The 25,909-nt window shown below is 73.5% G+C and carries 20 protein-coding genes and 2 pseudogenes; 12 read left to right on the top strand and 10 right to left on the bottom strand.

Translation table 11 applies throughout. The features are described 5' to 3' along the window. Positions 1–252 precede the first annotated feature (252 nt). The 3 genes from S1361_RS30800 to S1361_RS30790 all read right to left on the bottom strand — a co-directional run bounded on the left by S1361_RS30800 (position 253) and on the right by S1361_RS30790 (position 4,128). The gene (locus tag S1361_RS30800) at positions 253–1,758 is read right to left on the bottom strand and encodes a cellulose-binding domain-containing protein (protein ID WP_208035159.1); all 1,506 of its coding nucleotides are present in this window, start codon (positions 1,756–1,758) and stop codon (positions 253–255) included. Positions 1,759–2,045: 287 nt separating this feature from the next. Continuing rightward, positions 2,046–3,395, bottom strand: coding sequence for a radical SAM protein (locus S1361_RS30795; protein ID WP_208035158.1), 1,350 nt, complete (start codon positions 3,393–3,395; stop codon positions 2,046–2,048). 58 nt (positions 3,396–3,453) lie between these two features. Continuing rightward, on the bottom strand, positions 3,454–4,128 hold the full coding sequence (locus tag S1361_RS30790) for a pyridoxamine 5'-phosphate oxidase family protein (protein ID WP_208035157.1): 675 nt from the start codon (positions 4,126–4,128) through the stop codon (positions 3,454–3,456). A 156-nt stretch (positions 4,129–4,284) separates the two neighbouring features. Between S1361_RS30790 and S1361_RS30785 the strand changes: the two genes are divergently transcribed. The 7 genes and pseudogenes from S1361_RS30785 (at position 4,285) to S1361_RS30755 (ending at position 13,249) form a co-directional block, all read left to right on the top strand. Continuing rightward, positions 4,285–5,547: an FAD-binding protein gene (locus S1361_RS30785; protein WP_208035156.1), complete on the top strand. Its 1,263-nt coding sequence runs from the start codon at positions 4,285–4,287 to the stop codon at positions 5,545–5,547. Between the two features lie 142 nt (positions 5,548–5,689). Continuing rightward, positions 5,690–6,934: an ROK family transcriptional regulator gene (locus S1361_RS30780; RefSeq protein ID WP_208035155.1), complete on the top strand. Its 1,245-nt coding sequence runs from the start codon at positions 5,690–5,692 to the stop codon at positions 6,932–6,934. 411 nt (positions 6,935–7,345) lie between these two features. Then, positions 7,346–7,516 (top strand): annotated as a pseudogene (locus S1361_RS30775) (carbohydrate ABC transporter permease); the annotation flags it as partial. Between the two features lie 12 nt (positions 7,517–7,528). Further along, a complete protein-coding gene (locus S1361_RS30770) occupies positions 7,529–10,408 on the top strand; it encodes a glycoside hydrolase family 2 TIM barrel-domain containing protein (RefSeq protein WP_208035154.1) in 2,880 nt (959 codons plus the stop codon). 167 nt (positions 10,409–10,575) lie between these two features. Then, on the top strand, positions 10,576–11,892 hold the full coding sequence (locus S1361_RS30765) for a jacalin-like lectin (RefSeq protein WP_208035153.1): 1,317 nt from the start codon (positions 10,576–10,578) through the stop codon (positions 11,890–11,892). A 63-nt stretch (positions 11,893–11,955) separates the two neighbouring features. Continuing rightward, positions 11,956–12,540, top strand: coding sequence for a TetR-like C-terminal domain-containing protein (locus S1361_RS30760; RefSeq protein WP_208035152.1), 585 nt, complete (start codon positions 11,956–11,958; stop codon positions 12,538–12,540). Further along, on the top strand, positions 12,533–13,249 hold the full coding sequence (locus S1361_RS30755; protein WP_208035151.1) for an alpha/beta fold hydrolase: 717 nt from the start codon (positions 12,533–12,535) through the stop codon (positions 13,247–13,249). Before S1361_RS30760 ends, S1361_RS30755 begins: the two co-directional genes overlap by 8 nt. Here S1361_RS30755 and S1361_RS30750 read toward each other — a convergent pair. Together S1361_RS30750 and S1361_RS30745 are read right to left on the bottom strand one after the other, a co-directional pair. Further along, the gene (locus S1361_RS30750; RefSeq protein ID WP_208035150.1) at positions 13,183–13,995 is read right to left on the bottom strand and encodes an isocitrate lyase/PEP mutase family protein; all 813 of its coding nucleotides are present in this window, start codon (positions 13,993–13,995) and stop codon (positions 13,183–13,185) included. The genes S1361_RS30755 and S1361_RS30750 overlap by 67 nt on opposite strands. A 54-nt stretch (positions 13,996–14,049) precedes the next feature. Beyond that, the gene (locus tag S1361_RS30745; protein ID WP_208036840.1) at positions 14,050–15,780 is read right to left on the bottom strand and encodes a DUF2264 domain-containing protein; all 1,731 of its coding nucleotides are present in this window, start codon (positions 15,778–15,780) and stop codon (positions 14,050–14,052) included. A gap of 195 nt (positions 15,781–15,975) precedes the next feature. On the opposite strand from S1361_RS30745, the gene mmuM reads away from it, so the two are divergent. Then, positions 15,976–16,899, top strand: a complete 924-nt coding sequence (gene mmuM, locus S1361_RS30740; protein WP_208035149.1) for a homocysteine S-methyltransferase — start codon at positions 15,976–15,978, stop codon at positions 16,897–16,899. A 320-nt stretch (positions 16,900–17,219) separates the two neighbouring features. Here the strand turns inward: mmuM and S1361_RS30735 are convergent, their stop codons facing one another. Beyond that, a complete protein-coding gene (locus S1361_RS30735; protein WP_208035148.1) occupies positions 17,220–18,788 on the bottom strand; it encodes a carboxylesterase/lipase family protein in 1,569 nt (522 codons plus the stop codon). A gap of 957 nt (positions 18,789–19,745) precedes the next feature. Between S1361_RS30735 and S1361_RS30730 the strand changes: the two genes are divergently transcribed. Further along, entirely contained in the window at positions 19,746–20,759 is a 1,014-nt protein-coding gene (locus S1361_RS30730) for a hydroxyacid dehydrogenase (RefSeq protein ID WP_208035147.1), read from the top strand. A 269-nt stretch (positions 20,760–21,028) separates the two neighbouring features. Then, positions 21,029–21,401: pseudogene (locus S1361_RS30725) on the top strand (substrate-binding domain-containing protein); the annotation flags it as partial. A gap of 97 nt (positions 21,402–21,498) precedes the next feature. On the opposite strand, the gene S1361_RS30720 reads toward S1361_RS30725, so the two are convergent. The 4 genes from S1361_RS30720 to S1361_RS30705 form a co-directional block, all read right to left on the bottom strand. Further along, on the bottom strand, positions 21,499–21,753 hold the full coding sequence (locus tag S1361_RS30720; RefSeq protein ID WP_208035146.1) for a hypothetical protein: 255 nt from the start codon (positions 21,751–21,753) through the stop codon (positions 21,499–21,501). Then, the gene (locus tag S1361_RS30715; RefSeq protein ID WP_208035145.1) at positions 21,750–22,613 is read right to left on the bottom strand and encodes an isocitrate lyase/PEP mutase family protein; all 864 of its coding nucleotides are present in this window, start codon (positions 22,611–22,613) and stop codon (positions 21,750–21,752) included. Before S1361_RS30715 ends, S1361_RS30720 begins: the two co-directional genes overlap by 4 nt. 164 nt (positions 22,614–22,777) lie before the next feature. Continuing rightward, on the bottom strand, positions 22,778–23,434 hold the full coding sequence (locus tag S1361_RS30710; protein WP_208035144.1) for a ThuA domain-containing protein: 657 nt from the start codon (positions 23,432–23,434) through the stop codon (positions 22,778–22,780). A gap of 66 nt (positions 23,435–23,500) precedes the next feature. Next, positions 23,501–24,052 carry a membrane lipoprotein gene (locus tag S1361_RS30705; protein ID WP_208035143.1) on the bottom strand — a complete coding sequence of 184 codons (552 nt, stop codon included), beginning with the start codon at positions 24,050–24,052 and terminating at the stop codon, positions 23,501–23,503. Positions 24,053–24,113: 61 nt separating this feature from the next. Here S1361_RS30705 and S1361_RS30700 point away from each other — a divergent pair, with 61 nt between their 5' ends. Next, the gene (locus S1361_RS30700; protein WP_208035142.1) at positions 24,114–24,746 is read left to right on the top strand and encodes a VOC family protein; all 633 of its coding nucleotides are present in this window, start codon (positions 24,114–24,116) and stop codon (positions 24,744–24,746) included. A 149-nt stretch (positions 24,747–24,895) separates the two neighbouring features. Next, positions 24,896–25,705 carry a DUF817 domain-containing protein gene (locus S1361_RS30695; RefSeq protein WP_208035141.1) on the top strand — a complete coding sequence of 270 codons (810 nt, stop codon included), beginning with the start codon at positions 24,896–24,898 and terminating at the stop codon, positions 25,703–25,705. Positions 25,706–25,909 lie beyond the last annotated feature (204 nt).

The following is a 25,909-nucleotide window of genomic DNA, read 5'->3' as shown; positions in this document are numbered from 1 at the left end:
GACCCTTCACAAGGGTGGCCCCGGGCAGGCGCGTACGGTGCGCGGTCGGTTCAGCCGGCGGCCACGGAGGTGGACTTGAGGAGTTCCTGGATGAGGGCAGCGCCCAGCACAGTGACAGCCATCGGTCGACACCTCCTCGTCCTCGCTCGCGCCTGCGCACACCACCTCGGCGTGTGCGGCAACTGTAGCCCGGGGGCGGGCCGGTGGGTCAAAGCATTTTCCGCACGGCCCGGCCGGGTCTCCGTTCCGGTCTCAGCCCAGCGTGCAGGAAGCGCCGTTGAGCGCGAAGGCGTGCGGGGTCCGGTTCGCGTCCGTCCAGGTGCCGAGGAAGCCGAAGGACAGGGTGCCGTGGGCGGCGACCGTCTTGTTGTAGTCGGTGGCGGTGGCGGTGACGCGGGAGCCGTTCTGGTGGACGGTGGCGTCCCACATCTGGCCGATCTGCTGCCCGTCGCGGAAGCTCCAGGACACCTGCCAGCCGTTCAGGGCCTGGTCGGTGGTGACGGTGACGGTCGCCTGGAAGCCGTCGGACCACTGGCTGTCCAGTTCGTAGGCGACCCGGCAGCCGGCCGACCGGGTGGTGGCGGAGGCGCTCGGGTTGCCTGCGGGATGGGTGACGGAGGAGGTGCCGTGGGGTTCGGGGTCGACGGAGGAGGTGCCCAGGGGTTCGGGGTCGGGCTTCTCCCGGCCGGGCGTGCCCTCGGTGCGGGGCGCGGAGGACGGGGCGGAAGGCGAGCCCGTGGCGGTGGGGCGGGGCACGATGCGGGAGACGCCCGGGTCGGCGACCGGCTGCCGGTCGTCCTGGGCGACGGCGGTGCCGTCGCCGGAGCCGCCGAAGGGCATCATCGACACCCCGAGCGCCAGCGCCGAGAGCAGCACCGCGGTGGCGAGCAGCCCGCCGCGCAGGACGCGGCTGCGGCCGGTGCCCTCCTCGGGGTCGCCGGGATCGGCGGCGCCCGGGCGGCCCGCGCCGAGCCGGACCTCGGTGGCGCGGCGGCGCCGCTCCAGGTAGGCGAGGCCGCCCCAGCCGATCACTCCGCCGGCCAGCGCTGCAGGCAGTCCGCCGCCGTGCAGCCGCAGACAGGCGGCGGCCTCGGCGCACTGCACACAGGTGGCCAGGTGCCGGGAGAGGTCGCCGGGGGTCTGAGCGGTGGGCGAGCGGGTGACCGCGTCCAGCAGCCGCGCGTAGCTGCGGCACTGCGCGTCCATCGGGGAGTCGAGGTGGGCGCGGTGGCAGCGGTCCCGGAACAGGGTGCGGACCTGGTCGAGTTCGTCGGCGACGGTGGCCGGTTCCAGGCCGAGCCGGCGGGCCACGGTGGGCAGCGGGAGCGCCTCCACCTCGGCCAGCCAGAGCAGTGTGGCGTCCGCCTCCTGCATGTCCCTGAGGCCGCGCAGCGCGACCGGGCGCTGCAGCGGCGGCCCCGAGAACCGGGCGGCGCCCTCGGAGTTGAGCCACAACCGCAGATCCGGGTCGAGCCGGTGGCCCTGGCCGTCGGCCTCCCAGGCGGCGGCGGTGGTGCGTACGGCGGTGAGCAGCGCCGGGATCGTCGGCAGCCGTGCGGTACGGCGGCCCGCGCCGCGCACATGGGTGCTCGCGGCGGCGCGGACCTCGCGCATGCCGAGCGTGAACGCCTCGGTCGCCAGTTGATGGGCCGTCAGGGACCCGGAGGTGCACAGGTCCGCGTACGAGAGCACCGCGTCCCAGCACTCCGAGAACAGCGCGGCCTCGGTGTCGTCCTGGGGGGTCGGCAGGTCGGGCATGGGACTCCTGCATCCACGAGCGAGGGCAACTCACCGAAGGAAAAAGGGAGTTGCGGGGAACCTCGCGGCAGGGCACAGAGCCTTTCACGTCCTCGACAGAACTGACAAGCGGCCTGTTCACATCCGGCTACCGACGGTGGCGGCACGGACGCGCGTCGCACGGAAGCCCCGACTCCAGCCCCTGATACGGACGCGGACGCGGTTGTGCTCAACGGCGCCGGGGTCCGGCCCCCGGCCGCCGTCACACCCGGGCCGGCACCGCCGTCACACCCGGACCGGCACCGCCGTCACACCCGGACCGGTGCCTCCGTCTCCCCCTCGGTCGCCGTCGGCCCGTCCGCGGGCAGGCTGTCCATGAAGGAGCTGACGGAGAACACCGCGCGACCGGGTCCGGGCGGGCCGTAGCCGGGCGGGGAGGACAGGCCGAAGTCGTCCATCGTCTGCCGGTAGGCCTGCAGCAGCCGGATGTGGTACTCCAGCGGGGCGCCCTGCGGGTTGGCCTTGCCGAGCGGGGTGGTGGGCTCCGGGCACCACGTGGTGAACCGGGGCGTGATGCCGTGCGACATGAAGAAGCGCAGGCCCTCGGTGGTGGAGGCGATGGCCTCGTCGACGGTGGTGAAGCCGAACGGCTCGGCCATCTCCACGCCCGCCACGAAGTTCGGGATCACATTGCGCGCGCCGAACACCTCGGCGGAGTCCAGGATCCGGCGGTGCCACTCGTCCCGGCCGACGTACCGCTCCTTGCCAGGGCAGTACAGCTCGAACAGCCGGCGGTCCCACACCTCGAAGTTGGGGTGGTAGATCTGCACGCCGTAGTCCTTGAACCGCTGCACGTCCGCCTTGGGCAGCGCCTGCGCCACGACCTTGCCGATCCAGCGGCCCGGGAAGCGCTCCTCGATGGCCTTGGCGTAGTGGCCGTAGAAGTCGGCCTCGTCGCGCCCGGCCACGGTCTTGGTGATGGCGCCGCCGGTGAGGGTGTAGGCGGTGGAGGCCTTGGCGGTGTCGTACCGGTCGATGATCTCGAGGGCCTCCAGCACCTCCTCGACGTCCTTCACCCCGGTGTAGGGGCGTCCGGCCGCCTTGTGCTGGCGCCAGTTGTGGTTGATGTCGCAGTACTGGCACTCCTCCTTGGCGCCGAAGTACTGGCAGACCCGGAAGACGGTGAGGTAGATCAGGTAGCCCCACTGGATGGTCGGGGCCACCTCCATCACGGACTTGCCGTTGGAGAGGGTGTGCCGGTAGTACTCCGGCATCGGCGGCACCCCGACGTCGGCGATGCGCCGCCCGTCGAGGTACAGCCCGAGCAGCCCCTCCTCGTCGGCGGCGACCCGGTACGGCGAGGCCGGGTTCACCCGTACGGAGACGACCGTACGCCTGAGGTCGTAGGGGCCGCCCGTCAGGATGATCTCCTCCGGGGGCCGGCGCAGCGCGGCCTCGCCCAGCTCGGGCAGGGTGCCGTGGTCGAAGGAGAAGATGAAGTACGACTTCGGTTTGACGTCGCCGTCCTCGTTGTCGCTGAGGGCGGATCGGTCGAAGGCGACACCGCCCCGGAGCAGGTCCTCCTTGAAGACGGCCTCCCGCGGCACGTGCGGAAACCGCTCCATCAGATCCTCGACCAGCGCGGTACGACTGCCCATTCGTCTGTCTCCTCCCGGCTCAGGCGTACGTCTTACACCGTATGCCCCTGCCTGCCACTCAGCCGTGCCGGGTCCCCGCACGGCGCGCGATGTGCTCGGGTACGGCGATTCCGGGCGGCAGGGCCGGGTCGGGTGCGGGAGCCCCCCAGGCCTGGGTCAGCGGCAGCACGCCCGCCCACAGGCCGAGGGCCGCGTCGGGTCCGTCGCCGTCGTCCGGGGCACCGGTACGGACCTTGACGGAGGCATCTTCCAGGGAGAGGGCGAGGAGGGTGGTGGCGGCCAGTTCCTTGCGGGTGGGGCGGCGGGCGTACGACCACTGACCCGGCGCGGAGTGCTCGGTGAGCCGGCGCAGACCCTCCAGCTTCTCGTCGGGGTCGGTGACCTTGCGCGCGTCGCCGTGGATCATGGCGCTGCGGTAGTTGACGCCGTGCTCGAAGACGGACCGGGCGAGCACGAGCCCGTCCACATGGGTGACGGTCACGCACACGGGGGTGTCTCCGCCGAGGCTGCGGCTGGCCACCGATCCGTGCAGATAGAGCCACCGCTCGTCGCGCCCGTAGACCGTGGGCACGACCACCGGCCGCCCGTCGACCAGCACGCCGAGATGGCAGACGAAGCCGGCGTCGAGGATCGCCTCCAGCTCGGCCCGCTCCAGACGGCCCTGCTCGCGCAGCCGGCGGTGGCGGGTGCGGTCGGTGACGGGCAGACGGGCGGGGAGCGCTTCCTGAGTCATGAGTGAAAAGGTACCGATATCGCGGTCCGACTGCCAGGAAAACTCTGTATACGTTGATCGACACCCGTGAAACGACGAAATCCGCAGCTCGACTCCCGGTCGAACCGGGAGGGGTGAGAGGGTCGGCGCGGACGCACTCTCCGGGAGGACGCACGCATGACAGGGACCGCCGGGACCGCAGGGACGGTCACCAACTGGGCGCGCACCATCACGTACACCGCGCGTGAGTTCCACCGTCCGCGCACGCTCGACGCGCTCGCGGCGCTGGTGGCGGGCAGTGCGCGGGTGCGGGTGCTGGGCAGCGGGCACTCCTTCAACCGGATCGCCGACCCGGGCCCGGACGGCGTCCTGCTGTCCACCGCCGGGCTGCCGCAGGTGACCGACGTCGACACGGCGGCGCGTACGGTCCGGGTGTCCGGCGGGGTCCGCTACGCCGAACTGGCGCGCACGGTCCACGCGCACGGCCTGGGCCTGCCCAACATGGCGTCCCTGCCGCACATCTCGGTGGCCGGTTCGGTCGCGACGGGCACGCACGGTTCGGGCGTGGACAACGGCCCGCTGGCGTCGGCGGTCCGTGAGGTGGAGCTGATCGTCGCGGACGGCACGACGGTGACGATCGGCCGGGACGACCCGCGGTTCGACGGCGCCGTGACCTCCCTCGGCGCGCTGGGCGTCGTCACCGCGCTCACCCTCGGCCTGGAACCGGCGTACGAGGTGGAGCAGCGGGTCTACAAGGAACTCCCCTTGCGGGACCTGGACTTCGCGGCGGTGGCGGCCGCGGGGTACAGCGTGAGCCTGTTCACCGACTGGCGGGAGCCGGGCTTCCGGCAGGTGTGGGTCAAGCGCCGCACGGACCGGCCGGCGGTGGACTTCCCCTGGGCGGCGCCCGCGGCCGGGCCGCTGCACCCGGTGCCGGGCATGCCCGCGGAGAACTGCACCGGGCAGCTGGGCGTGCCGGGACCGTGGCACGAGCGACTGCCGCACTTCCGGGCGGAGTTCACGCCGAGCAGCGGGGAGGAGATCCAGTCCGAGTATCTGCTGCCGCGGTCGGCGGCGGTCGATGCGCTGCATGCGATCGACGGCATGCGGCACGCGGTCGCCGGTGTACTGCAGATCTGCGAAGTGCGTACGGTCGCCGCCGACCAGCAGTGGCTCAGCCCGGCCCACGGCCGGGACTCGGTCGCGCTGCACTTCACCTGGATCCGGGACGAGGCGGCGGTACTGCCGGTGGTGCGCCGGCTGGAGGAGGCGCTGGAGCCGTTCGATCCGCGCCCGCACTGGGGGAAGGTTTTCGCTGTGCCGTCGGCGGTACTCCGTGGACGCTATGGGCGCCTCGCCGACTTCCGGGCCCTGGTCCGCTCGCTGGACCCCGGGGGCACGTTCGGCAACGCCTTCGTGCGGGACCTGCTCGACGGCTGACGGCCGCACCCGGCGGCGCCGTTCCTCCAGCCCTTTTCCTAACCCCTTGTCGAAACGTCCTTCCAGCCCATAGCCTGACCTCGCCGGTGCCGAACCCGCCCCGGCCTGGTCTTGGTCAGGACGGGATGGGAGGGGCAGCCGCATGAAGCGCACATCACGTGACATCCGCACCGCGAACCGCTACGAGGTGCTGCGCCAGATCATCGCCGAGTCTCCCACCTCCCGGCAGGAGCTGGCCACGGCCACCGGGCTGAGCCTGGCCACGGTGGCCACGCTCGTCGGCGAGCTGCTGGACCTCCGCATGATCACCGAGGTCGGGTTCGAGGACTCGGCCGGCGGCCGCCCACGGGGTCTGGTCGCGGTCAACGCCTCCGGGGGCGCGCTGATCGGCGTGGACATCGCGGAGACGTACGTCCACGTCGAGCTGTTCGACCTGGCGCTGAACGTGGTTGCCCGGGCCGACGAGGAGATGCGGCCCGGCGAGAGCCGGCCCGAGCAGGTGGTCGGGCAGGTCGCCACCGCGGTCGGCTCGGTGGTCGCCCAGGCCGGCGTCGAGGCGGCCCGCGTGCTCGGCGTCGGGGTGAGCGTGCCGGGGCAGGTGGACCGGGACACCGGGGTCGCCGAGTATGCGCCCAACTGGGACTGGCACGGCGTACCGCTGCTCGACCTGCTCGCCGAGCACATCGCCTACCCGCTGTACCTGGACAATCCGTTGCGCGCCTGCACGGTGGCCGAGCTGTGGTTCGGGGCGGCGCGGGGCCGTGGGGACGCCGTGGTCGTGAACCTCGGCACCGGGGTCGGCGCCGGTCTGGCCCTCGGCGGGGGTCTGCACCGGGGCGTGAGCAACAGCGCCGGCGAGTGGGGGCACACCACGCTGGTGCTGGACGGCCGGCTGTGCCACTGCGGCAACCACGGGTGCGTGGAGACGTACGTCGGCGCGCCCGGCATCATGCAGAACCTGCGCGAACTCGACCCGTGCTCCACCCTGTTGCACCCCGAGGACCAGACCGCCACCGTCGACGCGCTGGCCCGTGCGGTCGCCGCCGAGGACCCGGTCGCGCTCAAGATCGTCCGGGACACGGCCCGTTACCTCGGCGCCGGCATCGCCGACCTGATCAATCTCCTCAACCCCGAAGTGGTCGTGCTCAGCAGCTGGGTGGCCGCCCGGCTGGGCGAGCCGCTGCTCGGCGAGGTCCGTCAGGCGGTCGCGCGGCATGCCCTGCGCCGGCCGCTGGCCGCCACCGAGATCGTTCTCTCCCCGATCCCCACCGACCCGGTGTGCCTCGGCGCGGCCACGTTCGCGCTGGAAGGGGCGTTGCAGTCCGTCGGGCAGAGGGCCGCGAAACGCACCAGCACAGCAAGGAGCCGTACCGCACCGCCTTCATGACGACGGAAGGGATGCACGTGTCTCACCCCCGCGCCGCTCATCCCCGCACCAAGAGATCGTTCCTGCTCGCCGCCTCGGCCGCGCTGACGGTCACCGCGGCCCTGCTCATCACGCCGCCGGGTGGGTCAACGACCTGAAGAACTTCGACCCGAAGGTTCTCGCCCTTCGTGCAATCCATTGCCGAAGGTTTAGCCGAAGGCTGGCGCCCCGCACCACGCGCACTCGCGGGTCATCCGGCCGCCGGGCGTGGGAGACGCAGTCGCATACGAGCAGACAAGGACGTCAGCATGTCGGCACAGAGCAGCACCTGGGACCGCCGTTCGACCCACCGGGCCGCCGCCGGCTCACTCGCCGCGTGCGGCGGCAACAACGGCCGGGGCGGCGGCTCCCGTTCGGGCAAGCAGCTGGTGCAGCGCCTGGACCGTCCAGGTCGCGCCGTCGTCGTACATGACCAACCAGGCCGTCAACCACCACCTGCTCTTCGTGGCGACCGCCATCTCGATCCTGCCCCTGCTGTTCGTGTTCCTCTTCCTCCGGCGCCGGCTGGTCCAGGGGATCGCGCAGACCGGCATCAAGGGCTGAGCTAGGAGACCGATGTCTTTGCGCACGACCACCGCCTACGTCGAGGACGTCTCGCCCGGCTCCGGGGCGCTGCCGCCCCGCGCCTGGTACGCGTCCTCCGACGCCAGGTCCCTCTCCCTCAACGGCAACTGGCGCTTCCGGCTGTCGGACACGGCCGACGCCGAGGACGACTCCTTCGCGGCGCGGGGGTACGACGCCGGTGACTGGGCGCAGGTCACGGTCCCCGGCCACTGGGTGCTCCAGGGCCACGGCTCGCCCGTCTACACCAACCACCTCTACCCGTTCCCGGTCGACCCGCCCCGGGTGCCGACCGAGAACCCGACCGGCGACCACCTGCGTGTCTTCGACCTGCCCGCGGACTGGCCGGAAGACGGCGCTGCGGTGCTGCGCTTCGACGGGGTGGAGTCCTGCGCCCGGATCTGGCTGAACGGCACCGAACTCGGCGAGTTCAAGGGCTCGCGGCTGCCGCACGAGTTCACGGTCGGCCATCTGCTGAAGACCGTGGGCAACGTACTGGCGGTCCGCGTCCACCAGTGGTCGGCGGGCTCCTACCTGGAGGACCAGGACCAGTGGTGGCTGCCGGGCATCTTCCGGGACGTCACCCTGCTGCACCGCCCCGCGGGCAGCGTCCGGGACTTCTTCGTGCACGCCTCGTACGACCACCTGTCCGGCACCGGCACCCTCCGCGTCGACTCCGACGTGGCGGGCCGGGTCACGGTCCCGGAGCTCGGTGTCGACGTCGCCACCGGTGAGCCGGTGACCGTCCCGGTCGAGCCGTGGACGGCGGAGACACCGCGGCTGTACGACGGCGTGCTGGCCACCGGGGGCGAGCGGGTGCCGCTGCGCATCGGCTTCCGCACGGTGGAGCTGTCCGACGGCCTGATCAAGGTGAACGGCCGGCCGCTGCTCTTCAAGGGCGTCAACCGGCACGAGTGGCACCCGCGGCGGGGCCGCGCCCTGGACCTCGCGACGATGCGCGAGGACGTGCTGCTGATGAAGCGGCACAACATCAACGCCGTCCGCACCTCCCACTACCCGCCGCACCCGGCCTTCCTCGACCTGTGCGACGAGTACGGCCTGTGGGTGATCGACGAGTGCGACCTGGAGACGCACGGCTTCACCGAGCAGGGCTGGCGGGACAACCCCGTCGACGACGACCGCTGGACCCCGGCCCTGCTAGACCGGGCGGCCCGCATGGTCGAGCGGGACAAGAACCACCCGTCGGTCGTCATCTGGTCGCTCGGCAACGAGGCGGGCACCGGCCGGGGCCTGACCGCGATGGCCGAATGGATCCACGGACGGGACGGCTCCCGCCTCGTCCACTACGAGGGCGATCCCAACTGCCGTGACACCGACGTCTATTCACGCATGTACGCCCGCCACGCCGAGGTCGAGCGGATCGGCCGGGGCCTGGACGGCGGTCCGCACCGGCGCCGCGAACTGCCGTTCATCCTCTGCGAGTACGCGCACGCCATGGGCAACGGCCCCGGCGGACTCGCCGACTACCAGCGGCTGTTCGAGGCGCACGACCGGCTCCAGGGCGGCTTCGTCTGGGAGTGGATCGACCACGGCATCGCCCACCCGGAACTGGGGTACGCCTACGGCGGCGACTTCGGCGAGGAACTGCACGACGGCAACTTCGTCTGCGACGGCCTGCTGTTCCCGGACCGGCGGCCCTCCCCCGGTCTGGTGGAGTACAAGAAGGTGATCGAGCCGGTCACCGTCACGGCCGACGGTCCGGCCGGCACGGTCCGGATCACCAACCGGTACGACTTCGCGGACCTGTCGGCGCTCGCCTTCCCGTGGTCGTACGAGGTCGAGGGCGAGACCGTGGACCGCGGCACCCTGCCGGTGCCCGCGCTGGCGCCCGGCGAGTCCGCCGAGGTCGAGCTGCCCGCCGCACCGGCCGGAGCACCGGCCGGCGAGGCGCACTGGACCATCCGGGCGGTCCTCGCCTCCGGCACCTCGTGGGCGCCGCGGGACCATGTCGTCGCCTGGGGCCAGATCCCGGTGTCGGCGCGCCGGGTGCCGTACGTCGCCGCGACCGCCCGGCCGGCACCCGGCGACGGGGTGATCACCCTCGGCCCGGCCGTGTTCGACGCCCGCACCGGGGCGCTGCGGAGGATCGGCGAGGCAGCGGTCACCGGTCTGCGTCTTGACGTGTGGCGGGCGACCACCGACAACGACGACGGCGCCGCCTGGCAGAGCGACCTGCGCTACGGGCTGCTGTGGCGCAAGCTCGGCCTGCACCGGATGCGGCACCGCCTGGACGCCGTCGAGGTGGGTGAGGACGCGCTGACGGTCCGCACGCGGGTGGCGCCGGCCGCCCGGGAGCTGGGGCTGTCGACGGTGTACCGCTGGACGTCGGACGCGGACCGCGTCCGGCTGACCGTGTCCACCGTCCCGGACGGCGACTGGTCGGTACCGCTCCCCCGCCTCGGCATCCGCTTCGGGCTGTCCGCAGCCGACCTGGTGCAGTGGTACGGCGGTGGCCCGGGCGAGGCGTATCCGGACACCAGGGCGGCGTCCGCGGTCGGCCGCTGGCAGTCGACCGTGGACGACCTGCAGACGCCGTACGTCCGCCCCCAGGAGAACGGCGCCCGCATCGACGTGCGCTGGGCGGAGCTGGGCGGCCTGCGCATCGAGGGCGACCCGGCGTTCCACCTCACCGCCCGCCGCTGGACCACCGAGCAACTGGACGCCGCCGCGCACCGCAGCGACCTGGTGCCCGGCGACACGGTCTGGGTCAACCTGGACCACGGCCAGCACGGCATCGGTTCCCAGTCCTGCGGCCCGGCGCCGCTGCCCCGGTACCACCTGCGGGCGGAGCCCGCGGAGTTCTCGTTCGTCTTCTCCCCGTCCGCTGCCACCGGTACCACCGCCACCGGCTGACCGGCCGACCGGCCGACCGCACAGCCCCGACGGCCACCGCGGCCGGCTCTTCCTCCGGGCCGGCCGCGGTCGTCCCGGGCCCGGGATCCCCGTGTTCGTGCAAGCGTTTTCCGCCACCACCTTCTCAACCGCCGCGCTTTGACGTGAACATGTTCAGCATGCGACCCATGGGACGACTCCTCGGCGCCCTCGCCGCCGGCCTGCTGACCGTGTCGGGGCTCACCGCCTCCGCCGGTACCGCGCATGCCGCCGACTCAGGGAGCTTCAGTGTCTTGACGTACAACGTGGCCGGACTGCCGGAGGGCCTCAGCTCCAGCCATCCGGCCACCAACACACCCCTGATCTCACCGAGACTGGCGGACTACGCCATCGTCAACGTCCAGGAGGACTTCAACTATCACGCGGCGCTCTACGCCGGCGACAACCACCCGCACCGCACCGCGACCAGCGGCGGCGCGGGCATCGGCGACGGCCTCAACACCCTGTCGAACCATCCCTTCGAGGACTTCGAGCGGGTGAGGTGGAAGGACTGCACCGGCACCGACTGCCTCACTCCCAAGGGCTTCACCCTGGCCCGGGTGCGGCTCGCCGAAGGCGTCTACGTCGACCTGTACAACCTGCACCCCAACGCCGACGACACCGCCGACGCCCTGGCCGCGCGCCGCGCCAACATCGCCCAGCTGTCGGCGTTCGTCCAGGCCAACTCGGCGGGCAACGCGGTGATCGTGACGGGTGACACCAACACCCGGTACACCCGCGCCGGCGACAACATCCGCACCCTCGTCGACGGCAACGGACTGACCGACGCCTGGGTGCGGCTGGTCAAGGGCGGCACGGCCCCCGCGCAGGGCGCCGATCCGCTGCTGTGCCCGGCGTCCGCGCCGCCCGACGACTGCGAGGTGGTCGACAAGGTCCTCTACCGCGGCAGCGACCTCGTCTCCCTGACCGCGACCCGCTACCACGACGAGTGGGCGAGATTCCTGGACGCGGCCGGCGGCAACCTCTCCGACCACTTCCCGCACACCGTCGACTTCTCCTACACGCCCAACCCGAAGCTCCGGGCGAGCGACTTCTTCGGCGGCCCGCACGGCACGGCCTTCAACGACGCCGACGACCTGCCGGCCGCGCCCGCCCCGCGCACCCTCACCCTGCGCGGCGGCGCCCGCCTGGACGCCGTGTCCCTCGCCCACGACGGCGGTACGGTCCTCGGCCACGGCGGCACGGGCGGTACGGCCGTCTCCCTCAGCCTGGCCGCCGGGGAACACCTGACCTCGGTGAAGCTCACCGCGGGCCGGAAGGACGGCCGTACCCGGATCTCCTCGGCCGCGTTCACCACCGACCGGGGCCGCACGCTCGCGGCGGGCACGGCGACCGGCGACGGCACCACGCTCACCGCGCCCGCCGGCTGGCAGATCGTCGGCTTCACCGGCCGCTCGGGCACCGAGATCGACAAGCTCGGGGTGCTGTACGCGCCGATCGGCTGATGCTCGCGCCCACTTTCCTAGGTGCTCTAGGATGCGCCCTAGACATCCAAGGGAGGTGGGCCCGTGGCCCGGGCGGGACTCAGCGCGGAGCGAGTGGTGGCGGCCGCCGCGGAGCTGGCCGACGAGGTCGGGTTCGACCAGGTCAGCATCTCCGCTCTGGCCCGCCGCTTCGGCGTCAGGGACGCGAGCCTGTACTCGCACGTCCGCAGTCTCCAGGACCTGCGCACCCGGCTCGCGCTGTACGCGGGCGGCGAGCTGATCGACCGGATCGCGGCAGCCGTGGCCGGCCGGGCCGGCAAGGAGGCGCTGACGGCGTTCGCCGGCGCCTACCGCGACTACGCCCTGCGGCACCCGGGCCGGTACGCGGCCACCCAGATCCGCATCGACCAGGCCCTGATCGCCGACTCCCCCGCGCTGCGCCGCACCGCGCAGATCACCTACGGCATGCTGCGCGCGTACGGCCTGGAGGAACCGGATCTGACGGACGCGGTACGCCTGCTGCGCAGCACCTTCCACGGCTACTGCGTCCTGGAGGGCGCGGGCGGCTTCGGCGCGGACCGGGACGTGACGGCCTCCTGGGACAAGGCGGTCGACGCCCTGCACCTTGCCCTCGAACACTGGCCCCGGGAGACGGAGAGCGATGACTGACACGCCGTACCACGACGTCACGGGCCGCGGTCCGGTACTGCTGCTGGTGCCCGGCGGGGCCGGGCATCCGATGGGCCTCGGGCCGCTCACCGAGCGGCTGGCCGCCCGCTTCACCGTGGTGACGTACGACCCGCTGGGCCTGGCGCACGGCCGGCTCGGCCGGCCGGTCGCCGAGCAGTGGGTCGCGGACTGGAGCGAGGGCGCGCGGCGGGTGCTGGAAGAGGTGTTGCCGGCGGGCGAGCCGGCGTACGTGTGCGGCACCAGTTCGGGTGCCATCGCGGCCATGGACCTGCTGGCCCGGTACCCCGGCAGGCTGGCGCACGTGGTCGCGCACGAGCCACCGTGCGTGACGGTCCTGCCGGACGGGGCGGAGCGGCGGGCGGAGCTGATCGAGCAGCTGGACGGGCCCGGACGGCCGCCCGCCGAGGGCGAGTCGGCGACCCCGACGGGTGTGTTCCTGGCCCGGGTGCTGCGCCCGTTCAGCGCGTACCTGCCCGCGCCGGCCCCGCCGCCGGGCCGGCTCACGATCGCCGTCGGCACCGGCTCGCGCGGTCAACTCCTGCACCGTACGGGCGTGTTCCTCGCCGGGCGGCTCGGGTGCGCCTTCGCCGAGTTCCCGGGCGGGCATCTCGGCACACTGGATCATCCCGTGGAATTCGCCGACGCACTCGCCGAGACGTTGCGTTCCAGCGCGCGGACGTCGGCGTAGGACGGGGTCGTGCCGCCCGGGGTGCGTCCGGCCGCGATGTCCGCCATGGCGTCCAGGGCCGCGCCGAGCGCCCGCCGGTACAGCAGCGAACCGACGCTGATCCGGTGTACGCCGAGGCCGGCGAGGTGGTCGACCGTGGGGCCGGTGGGCGTGTACAGCACGTTGAGGGGTACGGCGGTGTGCCGGACGAGGGCGGCGATGCGCCCGGGGTCGGTCAGGCCCGGTACGAACACGCCGTCGGCGCCCGCTTCCTGGTAGGCGTCGAGCCGGCGCAGGGTCTCCTTCGCGTCGCCGTCGCCCGACCAGTACGTGTCCGTACGGGCGTTGACGAACAGCCCCGGAACGGCCGCCTTCACCGCGGCGATCTTCGCCGCGTGCCGGCCGGCCGCGCCCCGACCGTCCTCCAGGTTGATGCCGACGGCGCCGGCGGCCCACAACTCCCCGGCCAGCTCGGCGACGTCGTCCGGGTCGTCGCTGAAGCCGTCCTCGGCGTCGACGGTGAGGAGGTGGGGCTCGGAGCCGAGGGTGAGGGCGAGTCGGACGGTGTGCTCGCGGGTCGCCGCCTCCCCGTCGGGCAGGCCTACGGCCGCCGCGACCGCCAGGCTCGTCGTGGCGATCGCCCGGAAGCCCCGGGCGGCGAGGGCGGCGGCCGAGGCGCGGTCCCAGGCGTTGGGCAGCAGCAGCGGCTCGCCCGGACGGTGGTGGAGGCCGGCGAAGGAGGAGGCGGGGGCAGGCTCTGCGGTCATACGGTCACGCTAGGCCGGGGACGTTTCGGCACCCGCCGAAACGTCGCTCCCCTCTCACCGGGGTGCGACCGACCACGCGGCTCCCGCGGAGCGCCCGTCCGGCGCGGTGAACCGGAAGGCGGCGGTCGTGCCCCCGGGCCGGCTCACCCGCACCTCGTGGCCCGGCTCCGCGCCGTCGTCCGCGCGCACCGCCACGGACACCAGCTCGCCCAGGGGCCGCGGGTCCGGCTCCCCGGTGAGCCGGGCGAGCACCACGAAGAGGGTGCCCGCACCGTCCCCCGTCACCCCGGTCAGCTCCGCCGACAGGCCGGCGACGGGCACGAGTTCGGCCCGGACGCCGTCGCCGGCCGGCCAGCCCGTCACCCGCACCTCGGTCCCGGGCACCGCGCCCGCCACCAGATGGGCCCGCACCTCCACCGCGCCCCGGACCACCACCAGGCTGGTGACGGTGACCCCGGCGCGCACGGTGTGCCGGGAGGCGACCCACCCCTCGCCCGTGCCGAGCGGCTCGATCTGCGTACGGCTGGCGTCACCGCCGACGATCACGCTGTTGTCGTACGACGGCACGGGCGCGGTGGCGGTCGAGTAGGCGAGCCGGGTGTAGTGGGGGTCGTAGCGGACGTCCTCGCTGCCGTGGTTGTGCAGCCGGACCAGGCCGTCGGAACGGGTCGTCTGGATCAGCCAGTTGGGGGCGGGCAGGGGGTGCGCCTCGTCCGCGCGGTCGGCCGGGGCGGGCGCCTCCCGCGCCGTCCACACCTCGTGCCCGGGCGGCAGCAGCAGACCGAGGAAGCCCTTGCTCGCCCAGTACGGGGAGGCGGGGCCGGAGTACGTCTGCACCAGGGACGCGTCGGGGCCGAGCCAGCCGAGCGGCAGCAGGCCCCGCTCGTCGACCGCGCCGCCGTCGAGGAAGTACCGCAGCGCGCCGGAGGCCAGGCGGCGGGTCTCGCCCGGGGGCAGGGGGGTGTGTCCGGTGACGGCGCCGAGCCAGAGCGGGGCCGTCGTGGCGAAGCGGTAGGTGAGGGAACGGCCTTGGCGCAGGGGGGCGCCGTCGGCGCCGAAGAGGCGGGCGTGGTCGGCGAGGTGGCGGGACAACCGTCGACCGTGGACGGACAGCAGTTCACCGTCGCCCGCCAGCCATGCGTGGAGGACCGTGTAGAGGTGCATGGCCCAGCCGTTGTAGTAGTCGAACTTCCGGCCGTCGCCGTCCGTGTACCAGCCGTCGCCGACGTACCAGGCCTCGACCCGCTCCAGCCCGCGGTCGATCGCCTTGCGCGCCGTCTCCTCCTGGTGGCCGATCTCCGCGAGGAAGCCGCCCACGGTGACCGGGAACAGTTCCCAGTTGCACGGCCAGGGGTCGGCGGTGAGCGCGTCCGCCAGCCAGGCGGCGGTGCGCTGGCGCACCGCGTCGTCCAGGCGGTCCCACAGCAGCGGCCGGGTCAGCCGCAGGGCGAGCGCGATCGAGGCGGCCTCGACCAGCGGCTGGCCGCGGTCGGTGATCCGCGGCCAGACCCCGCCGGGACCGGCCGCGAGGCCCTCGGCGTACCGGCCGAGGGCCGTCTCGTCGTGGCGGAACGCGGCCAGCAGCAGGGTGCGGGCGTACCCTTCGAGCCCGTCGGAGAGGCGGCCGGAGTGGCTCACGTGGTCGCCGGGCAGGTGGTAGAGGGCGCGGTCGGGGGTGGCGTACGGCACGACGGCGGCGAGCAGGGCGTCGGCGGCGGCCTCCCAGTGGGCGCGGGTGTAGCCCGTGTAGGGGCTCGACGCGCGGTCGTCGGCGGGCAGTTCGATCACGACGGTGGCTGTCCTTCCTCGCGGGACCCGGGGCGCCCCGGTTCCGGTCGGGGCGCCCCGGGGATTCATCCCATCCGTACCGTTCCCTCCGGCACGAGATGCAGGGGCTGGAGGAGGGGAAAGCGCTTCCTCTTCCGGGATGAAGCCGAGCACCCGGGTTCGCGTGTCCCGCGCTTGGATTAGCGTCGGGGCATGACCAGCGACACCTCCCCCAGTCTCGCCTCAGCCCTCGCCGCCGGAACGGTCGTGCTCGACGGCGGCATGTCCAACCAGCTGGAGTCGGCCGGACACGACCTGAGCGACGAGCTGTGGTCGGCACGGCTGCTCGTCGAGCGGCCCGAGGCGGTCACCGAGGCGCACCTCGCCTACTTCAGGGCGGGCGCGGACGTCGCGATCACCGCCGGCTACCAGGCGACCTTCGAGGGATTCGCGAAGCGCGGGATCAGCCGTGCGGAGGCGGCCCGGCTGCTCGGGCTGAGTGTGGAGCTGGCCCGGCAGGCCGCCCGGCAGGCCCACGAGGAGGGCATCGACCGCCCGTTGTGGGTGGCGGCCTCGGTCGGCCCTTATGGGGCGATGCTCGCGGACGGTTCCGAGTACCGGGGCCGGTACGGGCTGAGCGTCGAGGAGCTGGAGCGGTTCCACCGGCCGCGCCTGGAGGTGCTGGCCGAGGCCGCGCCGGACGTCCTGGCGCTGGAGACGGTGCCGGACGCGGACGAGGCGGCGGCCCTCTTGCGGGCGGTACGCGGACTCGGGGTGCCCGCCTGGCTTTCCTACACGGTCGACGGACGGCACACGCGGGCGGGGCAGCCGCTGGAAGAGGCCTTCGCGCCGGCCGCCGACGTGGACGAGGTGATCGCGGTCGGCGTGAACTGCTGTGCCCCCGACGACGTGGCGGACGCCGTCGCGATCGCGGCCCGGGTGACCGGCAAGCCGGTCGTGGTCTACCCCAACAGCGGCGAGGCGTGGGACGCGGAGGCCCGCGCCTGGGCCGGCCGCACCACGTTCAGTGCCGAGCAGGTCAAGGCGTGGCGGGACGCGGGGGCCCGGTTGGTCGGCGGGTGCTGCCGGGTGGGGCCGACGGCGATCGCGGGGATCGTCCGAGCGCTCGCGGCATAGGACGAGCCGAGCCGGTCGCTTCCACGTCCGGGGCGGTGCCGTCTCGTGGGAGGCGGCGGAGACGGGGTCGGGACCTGTCGCATCGGGTCACCGGGACTCTCCGCGGTCAGGGCAGGAACCGGACAGCCGGCAGCCGGCAGCTTTCGATCATCGGTCAGTGGCTAGCAGTCAGCGGTCAGCAGTTACCGGCCGGCGGTCAGCGGTCAGCGGTCAGCGGTCAGCGGTCAGCGGTCAGCGGTCAGCGGTCAGCGGTCAGCGGTCAGCGGTCAGCGGTCAGCGGTCAGCGGTCAGCGGTCAGCGGTCAGGCGACGGTAGGCCCGTCACCGCCGTCGGGCTCCCGCCGACCGTCGCAGGCGCCGGACCGCCCCCGCCCACTCGGCCCCGGGGGCCCGGATCCTCGAAGCGGGGCCGGGCTCCGTGACGGTCCGGGCGGTCGACCATACGGCGATTTCCGCATCCCGCGGACCGTGTGCCGTGTACGGTCCACCGTCGCCGAAGATCCGCACGGGATGGGACGCGTCCCAGGCCTGCCACCCGGGATCCCCGGTCGTGGCGAACCGCACCCAGGCCGAGTGCATCGCGTCGCACAGCTCCTGCGGGGCACCCTCACCGGCCAGCTTCCTCGACTCGGGCACCTCGCCGGTGTCGAAGACGAATCCGAGTTCCAGCGCGTGGCAGGCGCCCAGGCCGGGGAGGCGGGACGGCCAGGCGAACTCGTAGAGGTAGGAGGTACCGGGCCGGGCGTCGGCGAGGCGGTGCAGCGGGGCGCGCAGCAGGTGGTCGGTGACCATCTGGCCGACGATCTCGGCGACGCCGGCATCGGGGTGGAGGGCGCGGTAGGCCCGGGGCACCTCGTGGCCGGCGTGGCAGCGAGCCATGGCCGCGGCGAGGGCGACGGGGCCGAGCCGGTCGATGTGTTCCAGCAGTCCGCCGGGCACGAACCAGAGCCGGTACTCGTCGCGGGTCCAGCCCATGAGCAGTTGGACGCCCTGGGCGGCGTCGCCGTCGAGCAGGGCTAGGAGGGGGTCGCGGGGTACGAGATCGCCGTCCACGACGACGCCGAACGCGGGTCCGCCCAGGACCGGGCTGCTGAGCCGGCCGACCTCGGCCTGGGTGCGCAGCAGCAGGTCGCGGTCGACGGCGGCGAAGGCCTCGGCGGTGGCGGGGATCTTCAGCCGGGAGGCCATGCGGCGCACCATGCGCCGTACCTTGTCCCGGTCGGAGGCTTCCGGGGGTCCGCTCTGCAGGACCGCCCGCCGGATCAGCCCGCGGGTCGCGGGGGCGGCGAGCAGGGCGCCGGTGCTGATGGCGCCGGCCGACTGGCCGCACAGGGTGACCTGGTCGGGGTCGCCACCGAAGGCGCCGATCGTTTCGTGCACCCAGCGCAGGGCGGCGAGCTGGTCGCGCAGGCCGGGGTTGGGAGGTGCGTCCGGGAACAGTCCGTAGCCCTCGACGCCCAGTCGGTAGTTGACCGAGACGCAGACGACGCCGTCGCGGGCGAAGGTGCGGCCGTCGTACACCGGCACGGCGGAGGAGCCCCTGGTCAGGGCACCACCGTGCAGCCAGACGAGGACCGGGAGCCGGGCGCCGGGTCCCGGTTCGGGGGTCCATACGTTGAGGTTGAGGCAGTCGTCGCCGGGGATGACCGGGTCGGAGAGATACCGGGCGAACGCCTCGGAGTACGGGGGTTTGGGCGCGGTGGGACCGAAGGCGCCGGCGTCGCGCACGCCGTCCCAGGGCTCGGGCGGTTGCGGCGGGCGGAACCGCCGGGGGCCGAAGGGCGGGGCGGCGTACGGGATGCCGCGGAACACCGCGATGCCGTGCTCGTACCGGCCGCGTACGGCTCCGTGGGGTGTGATGACCACGGGTCCCGTCTGGTCTGCCGTCATCGCCCGCCAGCCCTTCGCCGCGCTCGTGCACCGTTCACATCAGAGCATCACATTGTCCGGTTGTATTCCGGTGCACGAGCCCGGGGCTGGGCTGTTCGGCGTACAGGAGGGTGCCGGAGCCGAACGGTCGCCCACGCCGGGCGGGTCCCGGCCGCGAGAGGCGGAGGAGATGACCGGTTGGGGACTGCTGGGTGCGGTTCCGACGCCGATGGCGTGACCGAGGCCGGGTCGCACAGGTTCCAGTCGGCCCGACGGGGGCGATGCAGGCGTCGTTGTGGCCGGTGAGGGACTGGTTGGTGTGGGGGTACGGGGCGTCGGCCGTCGTCTGCTGCGACCTGACCGGGCCGAACCGGCAGCGGGTAGGGGCGTCGGCCGTCACCTGCCGGTACCTGACCAGGCCGAACCCGGCGCAGGCGCGGATGGGTTCGGCGGAGTCGGCGAACCGCCGGCCGGGATGCCGGTTCTGCCGCGACGCCGCACGTCGACGGGCGAGGCGACGAAAGCGACAGCACGGGCCACCGGCCACCGGCCACCGGCCACCGGCCACCGGCCACCGGCCACCGGCCACCGGCCACCGGCCACCGGCCACCGGCCACCGGGGGCACGAACTACCCACTCCCTTCGGTGAGATGACGAGACGCGCGCAAGGTCGGTGACGAGTGACGCACTGCGGACGAGTTCGGCAACCGGCCGCCATGCCGCCGCCCAGCGCGCCAAGAGCCGGGACCGCGCCCCCTCCAGGGATGCCCTGGAACGACGGTGCGGCGCGCCAAATCCGGTAACCGTTTTCCGTGCACCGAGCCGGGCGCGGCCCACCGCTCGACCGCAGAGCAAGCCGGTCACCGGCTCACCGCCATCCGACACCCGGCCCTGTCGATTGACCCGTCGATCCCGGCGGATCTACGGTAGAAGGCGCTTTCCGCAAGCGTCTCCACGCCCCCGTCCGCCAGGAGAGCCATGCCCAGCGCCCAGCCGCCGCGGGCCGTGTTCGCGATGGACCCGGTACACCTCCCGCTGCTCTTCCCACCGCCGCTCATGGACCGGCTGAGGCGGACGGCGGACATCGACCCGGCGTTCGTCGTCCGGGACTTCACCGATCCGGCGGCGGCCGGTGCCCTGGCGCCGGCCGAGGTGCTGATCACCGGCTGGGGCTGCCCGCACCTGGACGACGGTGTCCTGGCCGCGACCCCGAAGCTGCGTGCCGTCCTGCACGCCGCCGGCTCGGTCCGCTCCCTGGTCGGCGAGGAGCTGTGGGCCAACGGCGTCGCCGTCTCCAGCGCGGTCACCGCCAACGCCCTGCCCGTGGCGGAGTACACGCTGGCGATGATCCTGCTCGTCGGCAAGGACGCCTTCGAGCACCGCGAGCGCTACCGCCGCACCCGCACCCGTCCGACCCCCGCCGAAACCGCGGCCACCGGCAACCTCGGCCGCCGCGTCGGGGTCGTCGGCGCCTCCCGCGTGGGCCGCCGGCTCATGGAGCTGCTGCGGCCGTTCGACTTCACGGTCCTGCTGCACGACCCCTACGTGAGCCCCGCCGAGGCAGACGCGCTGGGGGCGGAACTGGTGCCGCTGGAGGAGCTGCTGCGGCGCAGCGACATCGTCAGTCTGCACGCCCCCGACATCCCCGAGACCCGCCACATGCTCGACCGGGCCCGGCTCGCCCTGGTCCGGGACGGGGGCGTGCTGATCAATACCGCGCGCGGTGCGCTGGTCGACCACGAGGCGCTGACGCGGGAGCTGGTCTCGGGACGCCTGCGCGCGGTCCTCGATGTCACCGAGCCCGAACCGCCGCCCGCCGATTCCCCGCTGTACCGGCTGCCCAACGTCTTCCTCACCCCGCACATCGCGGGCTCGCTCGGCAACGAACTGGCACGGCTCGGCGCGATCGTCGTGGAGGAACTGGAGCGGCTGACCGCGGGCCTGACCCTACGGCACCAGGTGCGGCACGCGGATCTGACCCGGGTGGCCTGATCCCCGCGGGGACCCCGTCCCCCGCGCCGGGTGGCGCTGCGCACGGCGGCCGGTCGGCCCGTACGAGCCGACCGCACAGCCGTCGATGACGTCCCGGCTCGGCCCCTCCCGGCCGATACCCCAAGCCGGCCACGCCCACCCGACCCGGGCACCGGAGGGCGTGCGGTACCTCCTCGGCGCCTCCTGCGCCCCGGAGTTCGGCGGGTTCCGGATCGACCGCATTCCCCGCCGGCCTCACCGGCCACGGGCCTACGCGGCTCCCGCGCCTCGGCTACCGCCCGGCGCTCGCCTCGGCGGGCGTGCGGCAGCGCGCCGAGTACGTGCGGCACGCGGGCGGTGACGAGACCACCGCCCGGCTGCGCACGCACGAACTGCTGGACCTGCCCGAGCCGCCGACCGCGGTGTTCGTGTGCGCGGACCGGATGGCGCACGGCGTGTACGCGGAGCGGGGGGTGCGGGTTGCCGGACGAGGTGAGCGTGGTGGGTTTCGACGAGATGCACTGCGAACGCCCCGACGGGACGCGGACGGAGCTGTCGACACGGCTGGTGGAGCGGGCGAGCACGGCACCGCCTCCGGAGCACGGCCCGGAGGAGGACGCCGAGTTCGACGAGCAGGGCCGCCCCGACCTCGCGGAGGACTGAGTCCCCGGACGGTCCGGTGACACGGCGACGGCCGGGCACCTCCCGCACGGGGTGTCCGGCCGTCTTCCTGCTTCCTTCGTCCCGGGCCCTCGTCCCCTCAGTCCTTTTCGCCCCGGCCGGCGCCGACGAGAGCCTCCACCACGTCCACGGCGCTGCCGTCGTGGTCACTGCCGGCGGTGCCGCTGCCGGTCTGCACGTTGGCCGCGCGGTCGACTTCGAGCCAGGAGTCGGCGTGGGAGTTGTCGATCACGGTGATCAGGCTCTCGGACGCGAGGGCGGGCACGGCACCGGCCGCCAGGAGCGCGGCGGCGACCGCCGTGGCCGCACCGAACCGCGGTACGGCACCGGTCACACTGCCACGCCCTCGGGCAGGAGCCGCTCGGGGGCGATGTTGCGCTCCAGCAGGCTGGTGGAGGCCTGCACACCGACCCCGCTCGCCGGATCCACCTCCGGCAGCCGGCCGTCGGCCGCCTTGAGGCCGGCGAGGGCGGAGTCCATCGCCTCGTGCGCGGCGAACAGGCACGGGGTGCTGTAGATGGCGACGTCCACGCCGAGGCCGGACAGCTCGCCGAGGGACAGGCGGGGCGACTTGCCGCCGGCGATCTGGTTGAACAGCAGCGGCTTGTCGCCGACGACCTCCCGGATCCGTTTGATCCACTCGACGCTGCGCACGCCGTCGACCAGCACCACGTCGGCGTCGGTGGCCGCCAGCCGTTCGGCGCGGTGCAGGATGTCGTGCTCGTCGGTGGCGTCGGTACGGGCGACGACGACCAGGTCCTTGCGGGTCTGCAGGACCTTGTGCAGCTTCTCCAGGTACTCCTCCAGGGGCAGCACCTGCTTGCCGTCGGCGTGGCCGCAGCGGCGGGGCCGCTTCTGGTCCTCCAGGATCACCCCGGAGGCGCCGATGCGCTCCAGTCCCTCGACGACGTGACAGGCGACCTCGGGGTCGACGTACCCGTCGTCGATGTCGACCAGCAGGTGGTGGTGCGGGAACGCGCCCCGCAGCCGCTGGACGAAGGCCACCATGTCGGGCCAGGCGATGAATCCGATGTCCGGCAGCCCGTAGTACGAGGCCGCGAAGCCGAAGCCCGATACGAACATCCCGTCGTAGTGCTGGGCCGCGATCGACGCCGAGTACATGTCGTACACGCCGATCAGCGGAGTGGTCCCGGGCTCGGCGATGCGCTCGCGCAGCTTCTTCCCGTAAGTCAAGGTCCGGCTCCTCCTGTGGGTGGGTGACGCGGGGCGGAATGGGGGTGGGCCGCCGCGTCTCGACGCCCTTTGCCAAGACAAGAGCATCTCTAGATAGTCACGTGACCTTCCCTCTACGCCAGCTTTACTCACCCCGATGGCGCAACCGGTTCACCGCAGAAACGTCACTCGGCGAGCCGAGCCGCCCAGGTGAGGCCCCCGTTCAGGTGGGCCAGGAAGACCGGGGCTCGGTAGGCGCCGGCGGCGTGGCCGAGCGTCGTGTAGAACACGCGTCCGCCCGCGGGGCCCTGTTCACGGCACCAGGCCAGCGGATGGTCCGCGCCCATCCCGCCGCCGTCGTACGACGTCTCGTCGGCGCACAGCAGGATCCGGGCCCGTCCGGCCGGAGGGTGGTCGAAGTCGTACCACTCGTCGGTGAAGTCCCACACGGCCGGCAGCCGCCGGGTGGCGGGATGGCCGGGGTCCGTGGCGAGGGCGCGGCCGGGCTGGAGGGCGGGGTGCCGCGTGAAGCGGGCGCCGAGGAGTTCGCCGTGGTACGGCCACCCGTACTCGGTGCAGGCCGCCGCGTGCACCCCGGCGAAGCCGCCGCCCGAGCGGACGCGGCCCTCCAGCCGTTCACGCCCGGCCGGGGTGAGCACCTCACCGCTGGTGGACAGGAAGACCACAGCCGCGAACCCGTCCAGCGGCCCTTCGAGGTCCGCGGGGTCCTCGGTGTGCTCGACGGCGAACCGGCCGAGGGCCCGGACGGCGGCGACGGCGTCCGGGATGGAGCCGTGCCGGTAGTCGGCGGTACGGGTGTGGAGGAGGAGACGAGGAGGCATGCCAGACGACCCTAGGAGGGCGCGCCTCGTTCCGGCACCCGAGTCCGGCCGCCGGTGGACCAGCCGTCAACCGCCCTCGCCCACATGGTTGTCGGGCGCTCCGTCGCCGTACGAGGGGAGGTCGCCGCGCTCCACCGGGGCCGTCGCCGTGCGGGGCGGCGGCAGGAGGCCGGCGAGCTCCTCGGGAGCAGGGCGGTGGACGGCGTCGGCGGCTCGGCGGAGCACTGCGGGCGCGACCTTCTCGCCGCCGATCCGCACCACCTGGCCCTTCTCCGGTGCCCGGCAGACGTAGCCCTCGGGACAGTCGGCGGCGCTGCCCCGCTCCGTGTAGAGGTGGAGTACGGCGCCGTCCTTCGCCCAGTACGAGGCGGAGAATCCGTCGTCCCCGTTCACCCCGACCGACTGCTGGGCGAGCGTGAAGCCCGGTACGTCGGTGACGTAGACGAGCTCCGGCGCCATCCCCAGCGCGCGTAGCCGTTCGTCGAGTTCGGCCCGCCCCTGGGTGGTGGTCGGCGTGGGCTCCCGGGTGGCGCCGGGGTCCGCCTTCTCGGTGCCGCACGCCGTGAGCAGTGCGGGCAGGAGCAGCAGCAGCGGCAGGGCGCGTGCGGTACGGATCATGCGCCCATCGTGCCGCACGGGTGTTCCCGGGGACGGACCTGGTCCCGTAACCTCTCGCGCGATGAACGCGATTCCGCCGCTGCTGGACCATCTCGTCCTTGCCACGCCCGACTTGGGCGCGACGGTCGCCGAGTTCGCGCGGCGGACCGGGGTCGTGCCGGTGCCCGGCGGGGTGCATGTCGGGCTGGGGACGCGCAATCACCTGGTGGGGCTGGGCGGCCGGAGCTATCTGGAGATCCTCGGGCCGGACCCGGAGCAGCCGGAGCCCGCAGGGCCGCGACCGTTCGGCGTCGACCGGCTGGCCGGGCCCGTCGTGCCGGCCTGGGCGATCAGCCCGCCGGACCTGGACGCGGCGGTCGCCGCTGCGCGGGCGCGGGGCCATGACCCGGGTCCGGTACGGCCGATGAGCCGCCGCACCCCGGACGGCACCCTGCTGCGGTGGCGGCTGACCGACGCCGGTCCCGGGCAGGCGCCGGACCTGCTGCCGTTCCTCATCGACTGGGGCGACTCCCCGCACCCGGCCGCCTCGGGCCTGCCGGTCACCCCGCTGCTGGCGGTGTCGGCCTCGGCCCCCGACCCGCAGGCGGTGCGCGGCCCCCTCTCGGCCCTGGGCACCTCGCTGACGCTCACGAGGGGTCCGGCCGCGCTCTCCTTCACCGTGCTCACACCGAACGGTCCGGTCGCTTTCGGCTGAGCGCCGGAAGCCGGGCACCAGGGTCTTCCTCCCGGCCCCTGCCGGGTTCGCGGGGCCACGCGGGAACCACACCTCCTGATTGAACGTGTTCAAATACAGCCCCGCCCGCGGGGTCCGCGCTGCCGCGCGAAGGAATGCGAAGGAGGGGCATGCGCCACGAGGACAGACCGATCGCGAGGGGATTCCGGCACGGGTTCGCCCAGCTGGTGCGGTTCGGCGTGGTCCAGGCCCGCGCCTGCGCCTTCGCCGGGGCGCTGCTGGCCGGGATCGGGGCCTCCCGGCTGCTGCCCCCACTGCCCGTCGCCCGCTACGACCTGGTCCTCGTCTACGGCGTGCTGCTCACCCTCGTCGCCCGCCGGGTCGGCTGGGAGACCCGCCGGGACACCGCCGTGATCGCCGTGTGCCATGTGCTGGGGCTGCTGTTCGAGCTGGTCAAGGTGCATCTGGGTTCGTGGAGTTACCCGGAGGACGCCCTCACCAAGATCGCCGGGGTGCCGCTGTACGGGGGCTTCATGTACGCGGCCGTCGCCAGCTACGTCTGCCGGGCCCGGCGGCTGATGCGGCTGCGCTACACCCGCTACCGCGCCGCCGCCACGACCCTGGTCGCCGCCGCCGTCTACCTCAACTTCTTCACCCACCACTGGATACCCGACCTGCGCTGGCCGCTCGCGGTGGCGATGACCGCCGCGACCGCCGGCACCTGGGTCGGCTTCAGCGTGGGCGCACACCGCTACCGCATGCCGCTCGCCCTCTCCTTCGTCCTGATCGGCTTCTTCCTGTGGGTCGCCGAGAACGCCGCCACCTACGCCGGCGCCTGGAGCTACCCGCAGCAGCTCGGCGGCTGGCAACCAGTGCCGCTGACCAAGTTCGGCGCCTGGTCCCTGCTGATCAGCGTCACGTTCGTCCTCGTCGAGCACCTCGGGGCGGCCGGCCGTGACCGCCGCGCGGGGCGCCCCTGACCGTCCGGTGGCCGCCGCCGGTGCGCCGGCCACAGGTCCGCCGACCCGACGCGGTACCCGAGCCGGGAAAGCGGACGATCTCCGTGCTGCTCCTCGGTCCGCCGGCGTTGCCGGAGCTTGACAGCGTTGCAGAGCAACGTTCTGGCAATGGGGCGAGCTGCCGGGCCCTTGACCAGCCCGTTTCTCGGGGTGGGCGGCCGCAAC

This window comes from Streptomyces cyanogenus, assembly GCF_017526105.1.
GTDB classification, from domain to species: Bacteria; Actinomycetota; Actinomycetes; order Streptomycetales; family Streptomycetaceae; genus Streptomyces; species Streptomyces cyanogenus.
Note: the sequence above shows the minus strand (reverse complement) of the source record. Positions and strands in the feature narration are given on the sequence as shown.